This window comes from Ekhidna sp. ABH4_415 (genome assembly GCF_056161305.1).
Map to the genome: position 1 here is coordinate 141192 of NZ_JBSWYW010000001.1, position 19022 is coordinate 160213.

Below are 19022 nucleotides of genomic sequence, written 5' to 3' on the forward strand. Positions count from 1 at the left end.
CGTAAAGCTGATGAAGTAAGATGGTACAGAAGCGAAAGGTGAAGAAGAAGGCGAACTCTGGCTCAACGGCCCGGTGGTGACTCCTGGGTACTGGAACAATGAGGAGGCAAGCAAAGAGGCCTTTACAGGTGGATGGTTTCGAACAGGGGATATTCTCGTTCGGGATGAGGAAGGGTATTACTATGTGAAAGACCGAATAAAAAACATGTTTATCTCTGGTGGAGAAAATGTGTATCCGGATGAAGTGGAAAAATTACTTCAGACACATCCATCTATTCATGAAGTGGCCGTAATTGGAGTTCCCGATGACAGATGGGGTGAAGTGGGTAAGGCGATAGTTGTGGGACGTTCAGCTACATTAACGCAGAACGATATACTTGATTTCTGTGCCGGGAAGCTGGCCAAATTCAAGATCCCCAAATACATCCAAATGGTAAAAGAAATTCCTAAGACCGATAGCGGTAAAATCGATCGTAAGAGCCTGTATTCTCTGTTTTCATAATGCTTGGTAGTAGTTATCTACCTTTAGCTCACCTTTTTATTAGAAAAAACGTAAAATGGAGAAACCTTTGATAAAAGGCATTGTCTTTACATAGATCGTGAGCACCACACAAACCATCCATAAGCACCTGATTATACAGAGTCAGCAGGGAGACCAGGCGGCCATGGAGTCACTCTATGGCCTATATGCTAAGGCGATGTATAATATATGCCGACGGATGATGGGTGATGAAGAGGAAGCGAAAGATATGCTTCAGGAGTCATTTATTGATGCCTTTCAGAAGCTACCCTCGCTAAGAGAGGTGAACACGTTTAGCTCATGGATCAAACGGATTGTGATTAATAATTGTATTAACGCCATTCGGAAAAAGAAACTGGATACTTCTCAGCTGGAGGAGAATGAAGATTTTATAGAGGAAGAGGAAGATGACTTTGAATATGCGCAGTTTCAGGCGTCACAGATCATGTCTGTGATTGATTTGTTGCCGGAAGGCTGCAAAACGGTGTTGAACCTGTATCTGTTTGAAGGATATGATCATAAAGAAATAGGCCAGATTTTAGGCGTTTCAGAGTCAGCTTCAAAAGCACAGTATTGCAAAGCAAAAGCAAGAATTAGGAAAATATTAGCAGAGGAAAGGGGACAAAATGCGGGATAGTTTAAAAGAACATATTGAAAACAGCAGGGAAGAATTTGAGGTCTATCCTTTTGATAGTGATCAGGAGTGGGAAAAACTTTCCGGGAAGATCAAGCCAGGACCTCAAAGAAGAAACCCATGGCAGATAGCTGGTATCGCTGCATGCTTTGCCTTAATAATCGTTGGGTCTGTTTTTGTTTTAAATAACCAACAATCGGGTAGCAACGAGGTAGCAGAATTGGAAAACTATTACGAAGGAGAAATCAATCAGAAGGTCACCTTGATCAAAAATCAATTGGAAGATGATCAGATTCTTAAGGATCTGGAGGAAATGGATGCAGCCTTTGCAGATCTGAAGGCAGATCTTAATGAAAATGTAGATAATGAGGAGGTAATTATCGCGATGATGGAAAATTATCGCCTCAAGCTTCAAATACTGGAAGAAATTTTAAACGAGTTGGAGAAAGAAAAGAGTGAAGAAGTGCTTTAACATATTACTAGCTTTATTGCTAACAACCCCACTCGTAGGGCAGGTTCGGCAAGAACGCGACTTTAAGCGCTCATTTGCTGTACCAGACAATGCCAAGGTGGAGGTAGTGAGCAAGTATGGAGAGGTTATCGTCCGCACATGGAATCTTGATTCTGTTCGATTTGAGGTGATAGTGCGCGCAGAAGGAAAAAATTCGTCGGCCGTTACTAAATCCATGTCTCGCGTCGATATCAGGTTTCGTAAAGTTGGAAGCGTGATCTCTGCTGTCACGGAAATCAGCAGTGGTGGTGGGTTCTTCGGGAATGTATTGAGCGAAGTAGAAGGAGTGATGGGTAGCAATAAACTGAAGGTTGATTATGAAGTTTGGATTCCTGAAGATGTGATGCTTAGTATTGAAAGCAAATACGGCGATTTATACATGGCTGATCTGAATGGTAGAGTAGATTTGGACATATCTCATGGCGACATCAAAGCCAATAACCTTACTCAGACGCTCAATCTGAAACACAGCTTTGGAAAGTCTTCTTTCGGGAAGTTGAAAGATGGCATTTTCACGCTCCGAGGTGCAGAGGTCAGAGTGGATGAAGCCACAGAACTGAATATTGAAAGTGGCAGTTCGGAAATTCGTGTCGATAAGATTGGCAGAATTCAGTTGAACTCAAGAAATGATAAAATCCATTTGCTGGATGCCAAGGAAATTATGTGTGAGGGCTCGTTCACCGATTTGACCTCTGATCTGCTGAGAGGCTCAGCAAGGTTAGATTTCAGCTATGGAGATATCTTCCTTAGCAGAATCGAAAAAGACTTTAATAGCATTGACATTACAGGAAAATCCACCGATATCAATTTGGTGCTCAATCAGGCCTCATACATTAAAACATACATTAAAGGACCGGAAGACCGAATGATTTTGCCAAATAGCATGCTTACCATGCAAAAACAGCAATTTGCGGATGAGGGTAAAATCTCACTTTCTGGTTTCGTAGGAAATACCAACACCCGTCATAGTCAGCTGCTGATAGAAGCTGATGGAGGTGAACTAATTGTTGCCATTAAAGAAACTCCTATTTTCGTAGATCGAGATTAAAACTACATGCACCGTCACCACCGGAAACCCATGAAAACATTGCTTTGCTCAATTTTTGTGCTGATTTCGATCAGCTCAGCAGCTCAGCAGCTGTATGAAAAGTCAGGCGGTGTTCGCCTCGGACACACCTCCGGGATTACTTTCAAAAAGTTTGTGACAGAAGATGAGGCGGTGGAGATGATCCTAAGCGGAAGAAATGAGGGGATGCAATACACTGCTACCTATCTGTTTCATCAACCGATGGAGTTTTCATTCAACGATCGCTTTTACCTGCACTATGGAATAGGTGGTCATGTGGGATACGAAAAATTCGATGACATTTCTAAAACGTTATCCAATGCAGCGGGCGATGAATTCATCTATGAATCAAAGAGTTTTTTCACCATGGGAGTAGATGCCAGTTTGGGCATTGAATATCGATGGCTCGAAGTACCAGCTACCTTCGGCTTTGACATCAAACCATATTTCAATTTTATTGGCATGAGACACACCAAAGCGCGTTTTTGGGATGCAGCCATTTCATTTAAATATGTCTTCTAGTGGTGAGAAAGATCATTTTCATATTCTTAATCTTTTGCTTTGGTTCGTTCGGTTTTGCGCAGCGTTACATGGATACGAATGACCCAAAGGACGAGGAAGTAAAATCGTTGCTCAGTAAAAAGAACGATCTAAATGCCTTTGGTGCGGCAGACCTGAAAGTAGGTGATCTGAAAGGTGAGCGAGGCTTATTGGTAGGTGCATATGGTGGTTTCATTATAAACCGAAGGTATCTTTTTGGAGTGGCAGGATATGGTATAGTCACAAATGTAGCGTTTGAGGGAACCGTTCCGGGACAAACGGAAGCCAAGCAACTGAATTTGCATGGAGGATATGGAGGAGTCTTGATTGGTGGCACTATCGCGCCGCGAGAATTGATACACATCAGCATACCGATCATTTTGGGTGCTGGATCTCTTGAAGTGGTGGATAAAGATTTTTTTATCAATAATCCCGCAGACTCAGAATTCACAGTGGAAAACTCTGTATTCTTCGTAGCAGAGCCTGGAATTGAGGTGGAGTTCAATATCACAAAGTATTTTAGGTTGGGTGCCGGGATGACCTACCGATACGTTTCTGGCACAGAACTGGAAAACGTTCAAGATGAAGATGTTTCAGGCACCACAGCTATGATCAGCTTCAGGTTCGGAAGATTCTGATTAGCACTATCTTTGATGGTAGTATCAAACAATTATCTGCTTTGTGAAACTCACCATTCACCTATTCACATGCTTTGTCTTTTGTCTTGCATCCGCTGGATGGGCACAAAGGATCAATTATACGAAGGAGGTTGATAAGCTTATCAGGCAATGCGATTCTCTCGTTTATGACCAGCCGCAAGAAAGTCTTGAGCTCGCACAGCGGGCACATCAGCTTGCTACAGATGCGGCAAATGACTCATTAATCGCTGTAGCGCTCAATCGAGTAGGTAGTGCGCATTGGTCGCTTGGCAATTCGATGAAAGCACTAGAGCAACTTCAGGCATCCCTTCAAATCTCAGAGCTAAATGATTTTGAAGAAGTGATGGCGAAAAATCTTGGAAATATTGGCAATGTATATGCCGCCTCAGGGCTGGATTTGGACGCCATTGGCTACTATCGTTTGGAGTTGGATCTTCAAAAAAACTTAAAGGATACTTTTAGGCTATTTGCAGTAAATAATAACATCGGAAAAGCCTTCCTTGATCTCAGCTATTATGATTCAGCCAATCATTATTTAATGAAGGCATTTGAGTACCTGGATCCAGAATTTGAATATTTGCATTCAATCTATTTTTTCAATCAGGCCGAACTCAATTATAAACAGGGGAGCCTTCAAAAGGCTGATTCGCTCGTTCAGCTTACGATGGCCAATGCAAAGGAGTTCAACAGCAAGCGAGGCGTTATCCGGGCTAACCAGCTTCAGGCCGAATTGGATCGATCACGAGGTAAATATCAGTCAGCACTCGGCAAAGCCAAAAACGCTTTTAATATGGCTATGGAAAGCGGAGTGAAGGAGCTGATCTATATCACGAGTAAAACCTTGTCTCGATGTTATGGAGCACTAAATCAATTTGAGGATGCCTACGAAATGGAGCTTTTGCACGAGCAATATCTCGATAGCGTACAAAGCGTCAACACCATCAATGAGTTAGAACTTCTATCCTACTATCAGCGACTTTTTCAGGTACGGGTGTTGGAATCCAAAAACAAGCTTAATAAGCAGTTGGCAGACCAACGGCAGCTGATCATTCAAGGATTAGTAGTTGCCCTGGTTATAGCAGCAATATTGATCGCTATCATCGTGATGGTCGTTCGTGAATTAGGCATTCGTAAACGAAAGCTTGAAAATCTGAATAAGTTCAAGGCTAAAATTTTCGCGATTGTTTCTCATGATCTTAAGTCACCCATACAGGCGGTATCATCTGTCATTGAGATGTTCAATCAAAAACTAATTAGCAAGGAAGAGATTGAGCCACTTTTGCCTGAAGTAAAAGAGAAGACCTCAAATTTGATCAATCTTTTGAATAATTTGTTTTTATGGGCCGAGGGGCAGATGGAGGGAGAAAATTTAGCGAAAGAGGATTTTTCATTACATCCTGTAATTGAGGAGCTCGAGTCAGAACTGCATGAGCGACTGGAAGAGAAAAGAATTGAATTAAAGTTCGACACTGCTTTTGGCTTCTATCTTCATTCTAATCCCGGGATTGTTAGGGTCCTGCTTCGCAACCTGGTGGTGAATGCAATTAAGTTTTCCGATCCAGATTCAAAGGTGGAGATCAATTGTGTAAAGGGTGAAAGCACTAAAGTGATTGAGGTTATAGATGAAGGTGTCGGAATGTCGAAAGAGAAACAAGAAAAACTATTTACTGGTGGGCTAGAGAGTTCAGATGGAACTGCAGGGGAACGAGGAAACGGTCTTGGACTTGCATTGTGTCATGATTTCGTAAGAGGGCTGGGGGGTAAAATAGAAGTAGATAGTGTTAAAGGTGAAGGGTCTGTTTTTAGAATTATTTTCACTGATCAAAACGATTAGCAATAATCATTTGTGCTTTGTTATTCTGATCTCTGAACGCAAGAAGATAATATCTTCCACCATCCTTTAACTTCCATTTTTTCTTCAGCTCTTGAGGGTTTAATGGGTAATTTCGGGTGATCACATTAATCTTACCATCTTTAGCATACGCTTTGATCGATTGTTTATTGACGGTATCAATTACCTGATAGATTCGTCCAGGAAAAGATTCAATTATTTCATTTGATGTGTATAGGTGCGTATTATTTGCCAGTTTACTGACATTAAAAATCTTAGCAACTTTATTGAATGCCCCAGCTTTCATTATTGAGCTGTTTGGCTCATAGATGAACTGCTTGTAATTCCCATAAACAGGCGAAGCAGAATGCTCCTCTTTCATAGAAAATGAAAATGCCTGCTGATCTGTTTCAAGGTTGACGCACTTTATCTGCGACTCACCCTCGAAGGAAAAGTCAATCAGAAGAAGGAGTTCTTTACAATCATTTTTTACCGAAACCACATGCAGCTCTCTTATGTGGTTGATTGACTTGATGAGTGAGCTGATATCTAAAAGTGGGGAGTACTTAACCAATACCTGTGATGCATTTTTACTTAAAGCAGGCATCAATTCGATCAGATTCGGCGAACAGTCCTCAACTCGGAAAACCCGTTTTTTACTTTGATCTCTTCTTGCAGGATCTATATATGCAATGACATTCTGAGTATCAAGTGAGTGATGCTTCAGATAATCCTCAGCAGTTGAGTTTATGATCTCAATTTTTCTTTTATGGACTTTTGAATTATGGCGGAACACCTCACATAGACCAGGATCTCGTTCCACATAACTAGTTCTTTCGAACGATTCGCTTAGTGAAAAACAATCTATACCCATCCCACCGGTCAGATCAACTAAATGCTTTCCACCGATCAAATTTCGCTTATATTGACTGGTTGCCTCAGAGGATGCCTGCTCAATGGAAAGCGGTGGAGGCATGATTATGTCAAAGTTTGAAGCCCAGCTTTCCAGTTTTGCTTTTGCTTTCTGTCTGGACAGAATTTGATTCGCTATCTCTTTGATGTTCGAACTAAAAGCTGCTGGCGGATTTAGAATGAGTTTATTGGGATCAGCATTCGCATTTTCACGAATAAATTCCTTTACCTCTGACTGAGTTAGCAAATCTATTCTTGACGCCATGCTGTTAGCTAGTAAACCAAACTATGCTCCAGCATATACTCGGCAATCTGGATTGTATTGGTAGCCGCACCTTTTCTCAAATTATCCGATACCACCCAAAGGTTAAGTGTCTTTGGTTGAGTTTCATCTCTTCTGATCCTTCCAACAAATACGTCATCCTTATCATGAGCATTCAAAGGCATTGGGTATTCATTTTTAGCCGGATTATCTACTACTGTAACACCCGGTGCATTGGATAGAATGGAATATACCTGCTCCAGGGTGTATTCATTTTCAAACTCAACATTGATAGCCTCCGAATGACCACCAATAGTTGGAATTCGAACACATGTAGACGTTACCTTTATGGAGTCATCTCCCATAATTTTCATAGTCTCATTCACCATCTTCATTTCCTCTTTGGTGTATCCGTTTTCCTGAAACACGTCTATGTGTGGAAGGGCATTCATGTCGATTTTGTGGGGATACACTTTTTTAATGTCTTTCCCAGATCGTTCTCCTTCCAGCTGATCCACTGCCCCTTTCCCAGATCCGGTCACTGATTGATAGGTAGAAACTACGATTCGCTTAATCTGGAATGCATCGTGAAGTGGTTTGAGTGCAACCACCATTTGAATGGTAGAGCAATTCGGGTTAGCAATGATTCGGTCATCAATGCGAAGAATATGCCCGTTAACTTCAGGAACGATTAATTTTTTGCTTACATCCATCCTCCATGCAGAAGAATTGTCAATCACCACTGTTCCTGCCTCGGCAAATTTTGGTGCATACTCAAGGGAGACGTTACCTCCGGCAGAAAATAATGCAATATCCGGTTTTGAAGCAATAGCATCTTCCATGGAAAGAATGGTGTAATCTTTTCCATTATAAGAAATTTTCTTCCCTACTGAGCGCTCTGAAGCGACGGGTAAAAGTTCTTCAACCGGAAAATTTCTCTCGGACATTATCTGGAGCATCTTCTGGCCAACCAGCCCGCTCGCTCCTACTACTGCAACCTTCATATTAGCTTAAACAATGTGAATAATGATTGTCATGCAAAACTACTACTTTTATGAGTTGATGAAATAACGTGTTTGGACTTCATTTCTATCCGTAAAAGTTTCTTTTTCATTTCGGAAATGCACTTTCAACACACAAAACCCACAAAGTATGCCATCAAAATCTCATCTTCTTTACAGAGCATTCTTTTTTCTCATTGCTAGCTTTTTGTTCCAGCTTGTCGATGCTCAGACGGGTGATTTTATATTGACCCATCATTCACCTAAACACTCGGAAATTGATAACGTCAATTTTGAAATCACTGCCGATAAAAATGGGATAATCTGCATAGCGAATCGGTTTGGTGTGTTAAAATACGATGGGAATGAATGGAATTTCTATCGAACCAATTCATCAGCGCTTTCATTAGCGGTATCCTCAGATAATGTTGTATATGTAGGGTGCCTTGGTGGGTTTGGGAAGCTGGATTTTGTATCGAATACATATGGATATGTGCCAATTGTTGATAGTGACTCGCTTTCAGATCACTTTCTACAAACATTCGCCTTGGATGACCGGATATATTTCCTGAGTGATAAAAACTTGTATCAGTACACCCCCTCAACGGATGAAGTAAAGAATTTGCTTGCCGGTGATTTTTTGAATGGGTATGTTAATGATGAGAAACTTCACATCAATACTTATGATGAAACGGTGATTACTGTAGGTTCAAATCAAATCGACAGCCTTACCAATCCTGATAAACTCTGGGGGATCATTTTACCTTCTCCGGATGGAAGGAGTGAATTTTCTGTGGATTTGGAAGGTGGTCTGTTTGTAAAACAAGGAGATGAGGTTAAGCCTCACCATCATTATGAAAGACTGCAGGAAGCAGAGGTTGCTATCACTGATTTGGAATGGGTAAACGATTCATTGGTTGCATGTTCAACGATTGAGTCTGGAGTATTCTTTCTACATGTAAGTGATTCAAACTACTTCGAGGTAACGGATTACCACTCTGGATTGCCCGATAACGAAATCCATGATTTATATGCGGATGAAAATCAGGGAGTATGGGTGGCTCATGAATTTGGATTAACCCGTATTGCACCACTTTTTCCCGCTTACAGTTATACCAACTTCCCTGGGCTTGAAGGAAATCTTATCGAAGCACAACGCTTGAAAGATGATCTATGGATAAATACAAGTTTGGGGGTTTACTACTTTTCAAAGGATACTTCCTATCGCAGTAGAGTTTATGTGCAACAGGTAAGAAAGGAGCCTCAAAAATCCAGAAGAGCCGCAGCAAACCAAACCAAGCCGCAGCAAGAAGAAAAGATAGAGGAGTCTGAAGAGAAGAAAAGCAAGAAAAAAAGAGGCTTTCTAAGTGGTCTTTTTAAGAAGAAAGACCGAGCTCAGGAGAGCAATAAGGAGGAAGAGAAGAAAGGGTTTTTCAAGAAGATTTTTTCTACGAGTGATGAGGAAAATACGGGTGGCGGAAAGGAACAGGAAGAAGATAAATACAAATACGTCCGAAGGGTAGAAAAGGTAGTGACCGGTGTTAGCTATCAGTTCCACCATGTGCCTGATACAGATGGAAAGTTTCGTCAACTAATTGAAACGAAAGACCGAATACTCGCGACGAGCCATACTGGGATATACGAAATTGACAAAAATTCAGCTCAGCTTGTGATCAATCACCCAGTGAAATACGCTTATGCAGTGCCAGGGTCAAACCAGCTTCTGATCAGTACTGAGAGAGGGATGCTGAAACATTATGATCTGATCAATAACATATGGACTGAGATTTCAAGCGCATATTTTGAGGACGTTATTCTAAATGTTTACATGGATCATCTAGGGGAGGTTTGGTTGGCAGGCACCACTCACATTTACCAGGGTGTGTTTTCAGAGGAGGGCTTTCTGATCGAGCATAGTTATGAGATCAATAATCGGTATTATGATGAGATAAGCATTTGGGAGCATTCCGGAAAATTATATTTTATTAACTCTCAGGGATATTTCCGATTGGAGCGGGAGCTTGATCGAATTGTCAAAGATCTGGAATTGAAGAAGGAACTGGGTTCTCCTCATCATCATATTCATAATGAAAAGAGTAGGGTTTGGCTATACAATGGTAAAATATGGCAGCTTTTGCTTCCGGATGGCAGTGTTCAGGAATTCAAATATTTGGGCGTTTTTCCAAACCTGAAATACATCAATTATGATGAGCAGCTTGATCGCTATTGGCTCATTACAGATGATAATCAGTTGCTAGCATATGACGCAAAACAAATCCCGGAATTTCATCAATCCTATTCCATTTTTGTAAAGCGTCTGGTAGGAAAAGCAGGTGAATTGCGAATCGATGAGCAGTTAAATCTTTCTCATGATCAAAACATGCTGAGCATTGAATTGCTAAAGCCTGACTATGTGGGATTGCTCAACCCGGAATACCAATATCGGTTGAGTGGCCTTACTGAAGAATGGTCAAAGTGGACCCATGCAAACCTTATTGACTACAGCTATTTGCCTCCGGGTGAGTATCAACTTGATGTAAAGGTCAGGGATGCATTGGGGCAAATTGAGGAAGATACGTTGTTGCGTTTTACGGTAGCCACTCCATATTGGCAGCAGCCATGGTTTTACGCAGTTCAGGCACTTATTCTTGCATTGATTATTGGTATTACCTCAAGGCTGGACGAGTCTAAGCCGTTCAATCGTTTCATGAAACATGGCTTAAGTATACTCACGCTTGTAGTGATCATTCAATTCATGCAGGCGGTAATTAGCGCATTTTTAGATATTGAAAGCACACCAGTAATTGATTTCCTCATAGATGCAGGTATTGCACTCATGATATTCCCGCTGGAGTGGGTGCTAAGGAAACTGATTTTGGATGGAGGATTGAAGATATCAGGCACATCAGAAGCGACTAAGTTGTGATTAGTAATAGGGTCATTTGTTTTTGTATTCTCTATGGGTTAGTCAACATTGGATACTCTCAGGTAACTGATGATTTTAGTGATGGAGATTTTAATGTCAGCCCAACTTGGACGGGCTCTAGCAGTTTTGGAGTAGATGATCCTTTTGAAATATCGGAGGCAGACAATCAGCTTAGGAGTCAAAATCTGGACATGGGCTCTGGCACCAGATTACTCTACCTAAGTACTGCTGACAATCTTGATCTATCATCCTCTATAGTAGAATGGAACTTTAGGTTTAGATTGGGCTTTTCTCAACCTGGTTCTGCTTCAACTAATTCGAATAATACATCCAGAGTTTATTTAATGAGTAGTTCTTCAGACTTAAATGGAAATTTGGATGGCTATTATATTGAGCTAAGGTATCCAGATTCAGATGTTAATGAGGTGAGACTATATCGTCAAGACGGAAGCTCTACCAATGAGCTTACTTTATCTGGGTCAATTCAGCAGCTAACATCGCAGGATTTTGCCAATGTCACAGTAAGGAGGTCTGAGATTGGTTTATGGGAATTGGAAGTTAATTCAACTAGTCAGGGGACTGTTACTGATGATACTTATAGTTCTTCTTCTTTCTTTGGTGTTCAAGTCAGGTACACTGCGAACTCTAGAGACAATGGTTTTTATTTTGATGACTTCTCAGGAACCGTGACACCAGTTGCCGACACCTCTCCACCCACCATCCAATCTGTCACTGCTATTTCAGATACCCAAGTGGATGTTCATTTCAGTGAACCAGTTGATGAAACTACTGCTGAGGTGCTGGGCAATTATTCAATTGATGGTAGTATCTCGGTTAGCTCAGCTGATCAAGACGTTTCTAACACTTCTTTAGTGCATCTAACCGTCGATCCGCTTACAAACGGGACAAACTACACACTGACTATTAACAATGTGGAGGATGAAAATGGAAATGCGATAGCCAGCAATAGCGAGGAAATGTTTGCGTATTTGGTGTTTGAGGAGGCAACCGAGCTAGACATAGTGATCAATGAGTTTATGGCTGCACCAAGTGTAGAATCAGGATTGCCCAACGAAGAATATGTGGAGATATACAATCGATCTGATAAGTTTGTCAATCTTGAGGGTTGGACGATAAGTGATGCTGCAGGTCCTTCTTCCGGATTCCCATCTACTACCTTAAGACCGGGGGAATATTTAATCTTAACATCAACAGGAAATGGAGCTTTGTTTTCAGGTTTTGGAGAAGTGTTAGAGGTTACTTCTTTTCCAGCGCTGAATAACTCAGGTGATGATATCTTGATAGCTAATTCGTTGGCCACAGTCATTCATCAAATTGTTTATCAGGATTCAGAAAATGGCGTTTCCACTGAATTGATCAATCCAGACGATCCATGCCTTTCAATAGATAGCTACGCATTGTCTGTTGACGCTTCAGGTGGCACACCAGGTTCTCAAAACTCAATTTTTGATAATACACCTGACACCACCCCTCCTACAATCACCTCGTCCAGCTTCACCACCTCATTGATTATCAATTTTTCTGAAATCATGGACGCTGCTAGTCTTAGCTCAGGGTCTTACGATGTTTCTGATGGGCTTACCGTTGATCAAATCAACGTAGATGGGACACTCCCGAGATCTGTAGAGATCACTTTCAATGAGACCATCGAGCTGGGCAAAAGTTATAACATCACCATTGCTGAAGTATCAGATTGCTCAGGAAACACGTTGGAAGAAACCACAATTTCGTTCAGTTTTGGTAGAGCACCTGAATTCAACGAACTAATTATCACAGAAATCTATGCGGACGAAGATCCATCGGTTGGCCTTCCGGAGAGAGAATGGATTGAGATATTTAATGCCACCGCAGATGTAATTTCAACGGAGGGCATGACTTTAACTGACGCGACGAATACCGTCGACTTACCAAACTTTAATATAGAACCGAATGCCTATACAATTTTAACGAGTAATAGCGGCGCATCTGAGTTTGCAAACGCCACTGGCGTCTCTGGCTATTTTTCAAACAGTCTGAATAATTCTGGGGAGACACTTGTCCTCGCTCATAATTCCTCGCTTATATTTTCAGTTACTTATACTCCAGATTGGCATGATGATGACAAAAGAGACGGTGGTTATTCATTTGAAATGGTGGATATAACCAACCCATGCCTTGAGAGTGGAGCTAATTGGCGAAGCTCTACCGATGTGTCGGGTGGGACGCCCGGACGAGAAAATTCAGTGAATAACCCCGGAAGCGTGCCTGACAATATGCCTCCAAATTTGATTCGTGTAACAGCAATTTCAGATGACACAGTCAAACTTGTTTTTGATGAAAAAATTGATCCGGCAAGTACACAAAATGCTACATTTAATTTCAATCCGAGCCAGGAGATAGTAGAGTCATTTGTTTTGGCGGATAAGACCAAATCTGTCTATGTGAAACTTTCATCTGGACTGGAAGTCGATGTTCCCTATACCCTACAGGTTTCAGGAATCAGCGATTGCAATGGCAATGAAATCGGAGAAAACGAGCAATTATTTGCACTACCTGTCAATGCAGAAAATGCTGAAATTAAATTGAGTGAAGTACTTTTTAATCCTCGAACGAATGGTGTGGATTTCGTTGAGATTTACAATGATTCCGAAAAATTCATCAGCTTAAAAAACTGGCAACTAGCCAGAAAAATAGATGATATTGTGGAAGAAGAAAGAATCATTTCAAGCGAAGAGTTGGTTATTGAACCTGGTGATTACCTTGTTTTCACAAGTGATGTCAATATTTTGCTATCCAACTACCCAAAGGGGCATGCAGAAAACTTCATAGAAATGACTTCTTTACCTTCCTATCCAAATGAAGAAGGAACCGTTTTAATTCTTGACGAGAATTCGGAGATTAAGGATGAATTCACCTACAATGAAGATTTCCATTATGACCTTCTGGAAAGTGTAGACGGAGTTTCGCTGGAAAGGGTCTCATTTTCTCAGTCAAACAATGAAGACAACTGGCGGTCTGCTGCCAGCACCGAAGGGTTCGCAACCCCTGGCTATCTAAATTCTCAATCCTTTTCATCTGACGTTTCATCAGGTAAGGTTAGTGCAGATCCTGAGGTATTTATCCCCGGAAATGCAGGCACAGGAAGAGATTTCACTACGATCAATTACCAATTGGATGAACCCGGTCAGTTTGCCAACGTAAGTATTTATGATCAAATGGGACGTTTGGTGAAAAACTTGGCACAAGGTGTGCTCTTGAGTACATCCGGTTTTCTTCGTTGGGATGGTGACACTAACGATGGGAAAATGGCACGGATGGGTTACTATCTGATTATATTCGAGATTTATGATAGTAAAGGCAATTCCGAAACCATCAAAGAGACGGTGGTTGTTGGAAGAGATTTTTAATGCGAAATTCTCATTTTGGATTTATCCAATTATTTATTGTGCATCAAGGTGAGTATTTTCGCTTGATTTTTACGTTATATGAATTTAAATATCACCTGCCATGAGCGAAAAGACGAGATATTCTGACGAAGAGCTAAAAGAGTTTGAAGAACTTATTCTTCAAAAACTTGAAAAAGCTAAAGAAGAGCTGAATACGCTAAAGGCATCACTCACTCGAGAATCTGATGATAGTGGCGACAATTTTTCATCAGTAAAAACATTAGAAGATGGAGCTGATACTGCAGAAAAAGAGCAACTGAGCCAGCTTGCCGGGAGACAGCAAAAGTTTATTAATAACCTGGAGAATGCACTGGTTCGAATTAAGAATGGGACTTATGGCATTTGTGTTGATACAGGCAAGCTGATCTCAAAAGAGCGTTTAAGAGCAGTGCCTCACACCACGCAGAGTATTGATGCTAAGCTGAATAGAAAGCCTTAATGGATTATTTGGCAAACCATATTCAGGCACTGGTTTTTTGTTCACCAAAGCCGATTACGGAAGATGAGATACAGGACTGTCTCAAAGAGATGTTTGATGCAGATGTACCTGTTGATGATATTACGGATGGCTTGAGCAAAATTGAAGAGAAGTTCAAAAATGATGACTTTGCCATGGAGTTGGTAAAATCCGGTGGCGGATATCAATTTCTGACAAAACCAGCCTATCAGGCCAGTATTGGGATTCTTTTAAAACAGCAATCCAAAAAACGTCTTTCTAATTCGGCTCTCGAAACCTTATCCATTATTGCCTATAAACAACCCATAACCAAGAGTGAGGCTGAACAAATTAGAGGAGTGAGCTGCGACTACTCCATTCAAAAGCTACTGGAAAAAGAGCTTGTAGAAATAAAAGGAAAGTCAGAGGGGGTTGGAAGACCATTATTATATGGCACAAGCCAGAAGTTCATGGACTACTTTGGTATCAATGATCTTAAAGAACTACCTACACCAAAAGACTTTACCTCTGAAGAGGAAAATACGATTGGTGAAGAAAAGGAATAACTTGTCGTAAGACATTATGAAACGCCCCAACAAGAAGGAAACAAAAAAGCCTGCAGAAATCCGATTGAATCGATACATCGCTAATGCAGGAGTGTGCTCCAGGCGAGAGGCAGATAACCTGATTGCAGAGGGGAGAATTAAGGTCAACGGGAAAGTTAAGACCGAGATGGGCTATAAGGTTAAGCGGACAGACACTGTTGAATACAAGGGAAGAAAACTTAAGTCTGAGACGCATCAATACATTCTACTGAATAAACCACGAGGTTTTGTCACCACTACCAAAGATCCGCATGCTAAAAGAACAGTGATGGAGTTGGTTGAAAAAGCCTGTGAAGAGCGGATCTATCCTGTGGGTCGACTGGATAAAGAAACAACAGGTCTTTTGTTATTTACAAACGATGGTGAAACAGCAAAGAAACTCACCCATCCATCACACAAAGTCAAAAAGATTTACCAGGTTGAACTGGACAAGCCAATCACAAAGGCAGACTTTGACTCCATTTTAAAAGGAGTTGAGCTGGACGATGGACCAGCTGTTGTAAATGAGATGGCTGTTCTGGGAGAAGATAGCAAGGTTCTTGGGGTAGAAATCCATATCGGAAGGAATCGAATCGTGCGAAGAATCTTTGAGCACCTTGGCTATGAAGTCAAAAAGCTAGACCGTGTGATGTTCGCCTCGCTTACAAAGAAAAACCTACCGAGAGGTAAATACAGACACCTCAGCCCAAAAGAAGTAATGGGCCTCAAAGGCATTAAATAGTCTTTTACTAAAAACCTTTGCGAAAATTTCAATATCGTTTATAAAAAGACACCACTTTTTGAAAAAGTGAATGGATTTTAATCCGTTGAACGGTCGATTTGCAAAAAATTACTAAAAAAAGGATTAATTCATACCAAAGTTTATAATTATTTCAGCAAATGGGTATTTTTATAGTTTAATTTTAATCCAGTTTTGCTATGAATTGCCAATTCAAGAAGAAATTACCAGCTTTTTTAATCATTCTTTTACTTCCAATGCTAAGTTTTGCCCAGGATGGGGCTGTTGATACAGGTAATACAGCCTGGATGTTAATGGCAACTGCATTGGTCATGTTGATGACACCAGCTGGACTGGCACTCTTCTACGGAGGGCTTACCCAACACAAAAGTGTGCTCAATACCGTGGGGATGAGCTATGTTTCCTTCCTGATCGGCACACTGGTTTGGGTGATCATTGGCTACTCACTCTCATTTGCTGACGGCAATGGTTTCATAGGTGGACTGAATTATGTATTGTTAAAAAATATTGCGATAACTGATATAGTGGATGGAGCAAATATTCCAAAAATATTGGATGTGGCATTTCAGGGAACATTCGCGGCTATTGCAGTGGCGATTGTAAGTGGATCGGTCATTGAACGTATCCGGTTCTCGTCATGGATATGGTTTGCTATTTTATGGATAGTAGTAGTATATGCACCAATCTGCCATTGGGTGTGGGGTTCTGAAGGGTTTCTTCACGGAGACCTGGATTTTGCCGGGGGAACAGTAATTCATATCAACGCAGGAGTCTCTGGATTGGTACTCGCTCTTTTAGTTGGCAGAAGAATGAATCTGCATGAAGAACGGAAACCTTCTTCCATAAAATTTATGATTTTAGGATCAGCCCTACTATGGTTTGGTTGGTTCGGTTTTAATGGAGGTAGTGCTTATGGAGCAAATTTCCTAGCGGCAAATGCGCTCATGGTGACCAATATTGCTGCATGTACCGCAGGGGTTGTATGGCTGATTATAGAAATGGTAATTATAAAAAAACCTACCCTGATTGGTGTGGCATCCGGGGCTATATGCGGGTTGGTTGGTATTACACCAGCTGCAGGATTTGTAGGCGTGCCTGGAGCACTTGTGATAGGTATTATCAGCAGTGTTGTAGGCTACCTTGGAGTTGTAAAACTTAAAGCATATTTCGGTCATGATGATACGCTTGATGCTTTTGGTATGCATGGTCTGGTGGGCATTGCAGGAGCATTACTCACAGGAGTATTAGCTAATCCGGCGATTGACCCTTCGGGAGTTGGAGCACTTTATGGTAATCCAGGTCAGCTATTGATACAATTAAAATCTGTAGGTGCTACCATCGTGTATTCCGCAGTTGGGACATTTGTTGTTTATAAAATTGTAGCACTCTTTACAAAAGGTGCCAGGATCACAAAGGACCTTGAGTTGGAAGGAATGGATATTGGATATCATGGCGAACAGCATATCACCATAGAAAGAGAAATGGTTACTGACCTAACCTGAAGAAACCCCGAAAGGGGTTTTTTTATGCATTTAAAAATTTGCACACCGCTTCTGCTGCCTTTCGCCCTTCGGCAATCGCCCAAACAACGAGTGATTGACCTCTGCGCATATCCCCGGCGGCAAATACTTTTTTAATGCTGGATTGAAAGTTTTTGGTTGAGACATTTCCACCCGAGTCGAGCTCCAACTTAAGCTGAGAAAGTAAACCCTCCTTTTGCGGGTGAACAAACCCAGCCGCAATGAGTGCCAGCTGTGCCGGAATAATCTGCTCCGATCCTGGTCGCTCCTCCATTTTACCATTTTCAAAAGAGACTTCAACCACTTTTAGTCCCGTAAGGTGACCTTCCTTACCCGTGAATTCCTTAGTCATGATCGCCCATTTGCGATCACACCCTTCCTCATGGGAGGTTGATGTCCGGAGCACCATAGGCCACTCAGGCCAGGGGTTGTCTTCAGGGCGTTCCAGAGGGGGTTTATCCATGATCTCTATTTGGGTAATGGATTTAGCCCCTTGTCGGTTGCTGGTGCCAACACAATCGGATCCTGTATCACCACCGCCTATGACCACCACGTCTTTACCTTCAGCAGAAATTTTATTCTTCGGTGATTGACCAGTGGCTACTTCTCTGTTTTGTTGTGTGAGAAATTCCATCGCGAAATGAACACCTTTAAGATTTCTTCCCGGGATATCTAAATCTCTGGGAATGGTGCTCCCACCGCATAGTACGAGCGCATCAAACGACTTATCCAATTCTTTGGCGGTAATATCAAAGCCAACATTCACTTTTGTTTTAAAGGTGATCCCTTCTTTTTCCAAAATAGATATCCGACGTTCTACAATCTGCTTCTCCAACTTAAAATCCGGAATCCCATATCGTAGCAATCCTCCAACAGCTTCGTCCCGCTCGAAAACGGTGACAGAATGTCCTGATTGATTTAATTGATCGGCTGCTGCCAACCCGGCCGGTCCAGAACCTACTATCGCAACTTTCTTACCCGTGGAAGTAGATGGTTTTCTTACTTTTTCCAGTCCCAATTCAAATCCTTTTTCAGCTATGGATTTTTCAATATGCTCGATGGTAACAGGTGGCTGATTAATTCCCAATACACAGGAACCTTCACAGGGGGCAGGGCAGATTCTACCTGTAAACTCCGGAAAATTGTTTGTGGACTTGAGTATTTGCCATGCTTCTTCCCACTCCTGGTTGTAGACGGCATCATTAAAGTCAGGTATTTTGTTACCAAGTGGGCAACCCGAATGGCAAAACGGTACTCCACAATCCATGCACCGGGCTGCTTGTTCTTTCGTTTTATCCTCCGGAAAGGTGTGTTCGAATTCGGTGTAAGATTTCACACGGGCTTTTACATCCTCCTTTGGAGGAAGCTCTCGGGTATATTCTAAAAATCCTGTTGGTTTTCCCATACTGCTTAA

16 protein-coding genes are annotated in these 19022 nt (G+C 41.6%); 13 read left to right on the top strand and 3 right to left on the bottom strand.

The features are described from left to right. Positions 1-76 precede the first annotated feature (76 nt). The 7 genes from ACXAH9_RS00635 (at position 77) to ACXAH9_RS00665 (ending at position 5764) form a co-directional block, all read left to right on the top strand. Positions 77-502, top strand: coding sequence for a class I adenylate-forming enzyme family protein (locus tag ACXAH9_RS00635; protein ID WP_474892955.1), 426 nt, complete (start codon positions 77-79; stop codon positions 500-502). Positions 503-599: 97 nt separating this feature from the next. Next, positions 600-1157 carry an RNA polymerase sigma factor gene (locus ACXAH9_RS00640; protein WP_474892956.1) on the top strand — a complete coding sequence of 186 codons (558 nt, stop codon included), beginning with the start codon at positions 600-602 and terminating at the stop codon, positions 1155-1157. Beyond that, positions 1147-1626 (top strand): hypothetical protein, encoded by a 480-nt coding sequence (locus tag ACXAH9_RS00645; protein ID WP_474892957.1) that lies wholly within the window; start codon positions 1147-1149, stop codon positions 1624-1626. The genes ACXAH9_RS00640 and ACXAH9_RS00645 overlap by 11 nt, the downstream gene beginning before the upstream one ends. Positions 1627-1642: 16 nt before the next feature. Continuing rightward, entirely contained in the window at positions 1643-2713 is a 1071-nt protein-coding gene (locus ACXAH9_RS00650; RefSeq protein ID WP_474892958.1) for a hypothetical protein, read from the top strand. Between the two features lie 30 nt (positions 2714-2743). Further along, the gene (locus ACXAH9_RS00655; RefSeq protein WP_474892959.1) at positions 2744-3253 is read left to right on the top strand and encodes a hypothetical protein; all 510 of its coding nucleotides are present in this window, start codon (positions 2744-2746) and stop codon (positions 3251-3253) included. Between the two features lie 2 nt (positions 3254-3255). Beyond that, the gene (locus tag ACXAH9_RS00660) at positions 3256-3909 is read left to right on the top strand and encodes a hypothetical protein (protein WP_474892960.1); all 654 of its coding nucleotides are present in this window, start codon (positions 3256-3258) and stop codon (positions 3907-3909) included. A 43-nt stretch (positions 3910-3952) separates the two neighbouring features. Next, the gene (locus ACXAH9_RS00665; RefSeq protein ID WP_474892961.1) at positions 3953-5764 is read left to right on the top strand and encodes a tetratricopeptide repeat-containing sensor histidine kinase; all 1812 of its coding nucleotides are present in this window, start codon (positions 3953-3955) and stop codon (positions 5762-5764) included. On the opposite strand, the gene ACXAH9_RS00670 is transcribed toward ACXAH9_RS00665, so the two are convergent. Both ACXAH9_RS00670 and ACXAH9_RS00675 read right to left on the bottom strand, forming a co-directional pair. Further along, positions 5745-6938, bottom strand: a complete 1194-nt coding sequence (locus tag ACXAH9_RS00670; RefSeq protein WP_474892962.1) for a THUMP-like domain-containing protein — start codon at positions 6936-6938, stop codon at positions 5745-5747. The genes ACXAH9_RS00665 and ACXAH9_RS00670 overlap by 20 nt on opposite strands. Before the next feature lie 8 nt (positions 6939-6946). Further along, a complete protein-coding gene (locus ACXAH9_RS00675) occupies positions 6947-7939 on the bottom strand; it encodes an aspartate-semialdehyde dehydrogenase (RefSeq protein WP_474892963.1) in 993 nt (330 codons plus the stop codon). Positions 7940-8087: 148 nt separating this feature from the next. Between ACXAH9_RS00675 and ACXAH9_RS00680 the strand changes: the two genes are divergently transcribed. The 6 genes from ACXAH9_RS00680 (at position 8088) to ACXAH9_RS00705 (ending at position 17590) form a co-directional block, all read left to right on the top strand. Then, positions 8088-10862: a triple tyrosine motif-containing protein gene (locus tag ACXAH9_RS00680; protein WP_474892964.1), complete on the top strand. Its 2775-nt coding sequence runs from the start codon at positions 8088-8090 to the stop codon at positions 10860-10862. Further along, positions 10859-14269, top strand: a complete 3411-nt coding sequence (locus tag ACXAH9_RS00685; RefSeq protein ID WP_474892965.1) for a lamin tail domain-containing protein — start codon at positions 10859-10861, stop codon at positions 14267-14269. Before ACXAH9_RS00680 ends, ACXAH9_RS00685 begins: the two co-directional genes overlap by 4 nt. A gap of 100 nt (positions 14270-14369) precedes the next feature. After that, the gene (locus ACXAH9_RS00690; protein WP_350207121.1) at positions 14370-14747 is read left to right on the top strand and encodes a TraR/DksA family transcriptional regulator; all 378 of its coding nucleotides are present in this window, start codon (positions 14370-14372) and stop codon (positions 14745-14747) included. Next, entirely contained in the window at positions 14747-15310 is a 564-nt protein-coding gene (scpB, locus tag ACXAH9_RS00695; RefSeq protein ID WP_474892966.1) for an SMC-Scp complex subunit ScpB, read from the top strand. Before ACXAH9_RS00690 ends, scpB begins: the two co-directional genes overlap by 1 nt. Positions 15311-15326: 16 nt before the next feature. Beyond that, the gene (locus tag ACXAH9_RS00700) at positions 15327-16070 is read left to right on the top strand and encodes a pseudouridine synthase (protein WP_474892967.1); all 744 of its coding nucleotides are present in this window, start codon (positions 15327-15329) and stop codon (positions 16068-16070) included. Positions 16071-16267: 197 nt separating this feature from the next. Continuing rightward, positions 16268-17590 (top strand): ammonium transporter, encoded by a 1323-nt coding sequence (locus tag ACXAH9_RS00705; RefSeq protein ID WP_474892968.1) that lies wholly within the window; start codon positions 16268-16270, stop codon positions 17588-17590. Between the two features lie 22 nt (positions 17591-17612). On the opposite strand, the gene ACXAH9_RS00710 is transcribed toward ACXAH9_RS00705, so the two are convergent. Continuing rightward, the gene (locus tag ACXAH9_RS00710; RefSeq protein WP_474892969.1) at positions 17613-19013 is read right to left on the bottom strand and encodes a glutamate synthase subunit beta; all 1401 of its coding nucleotides are present in this window, start codon (positions 19011-19013) and stop codon (positions 17613-17615) included. Positions 19014-19022: the final 9 nt, after the last annotated feature.

What these genes read in the sequence shown, in the direction of transcription:
- ACXAH9_RS00645 (WP_474892957.1), top strand. Translation starts at nt 1,147, where the DNA reads ATGCGGGATAGTTTAAAAGAACATATTGAAAACAGCAGGGAAGAATTT.
- ACXAH9_RS00655 (WP_474892959.1), top strand. Translation starts at nt 2,744, where the DNA reads ATGAAAACATTGCTTTGCTCAATTTTTGTGCTGATTTCGATCAGCTCA.
- ACXAH9_RS00670 (WP_474892962.1), bottom strand. Translation starts at nt 6,938, where the DNA reads ATGGCGTCAAGAATAGATTTGCTAACTCAGTCAGAGGTAAAGGAATTT.
- ACXAH9_RS00675 (WP_474892963.1), bottom strand. Translation starts at nt 7,939, where the DNA reads ATGAAGGTTGCAGTAGTAGGAGCGAGCGGGCTGGTTGGCCAGAAGATG.
- ACXAH9_RS00680 (WP_474892964.1), top strand. Translation starts at nt 8,088, where the DNA reads ATGCCATCAAAATCTCATCTTCTTTACAGAGCATTCTTTTTTCTCATT.
- ACXAH9_RS00690 (WP_350207121.1), top strand. Translation starts at nt 14,370, where the DNA reads ATGAGCGAAAAGACGAGATATTCTGACGAAGAGCTAAAAGAGTTTGAA.
- scpB (WP_474892966.1), top strand. Translation starts at nt 14,747, where the DNA reads ATGGATTATTTGGCAAACCATATTCAGGCACTGGTTTTTTGTTCACCA.
- ACXAH9_RS00700 (WP_474892967.1), top strand. Translation starts at nt 15,327, where the DNA reads ATGAAACGCCCCAACAAGAAGGAAACAAAAAAGCCTGCAGAAATCCGA.
- ACXAH9_RS00705 (WP_474892968.1), top strand. Translation starts at nt 16,268, where the DNA reads ATGAATTGCCAATTCAAGAAGAAATTACCAGCTTTTTTAATCATTCTT.
- ACXAH9_RS00710 (WP_474892969.1), bottom strand. Translation starts at nt 19,013, where the DNA reads ATGGGAAAACCAACAGGATTTTTAGAATATACCCGAGAGCTTCCTCCA.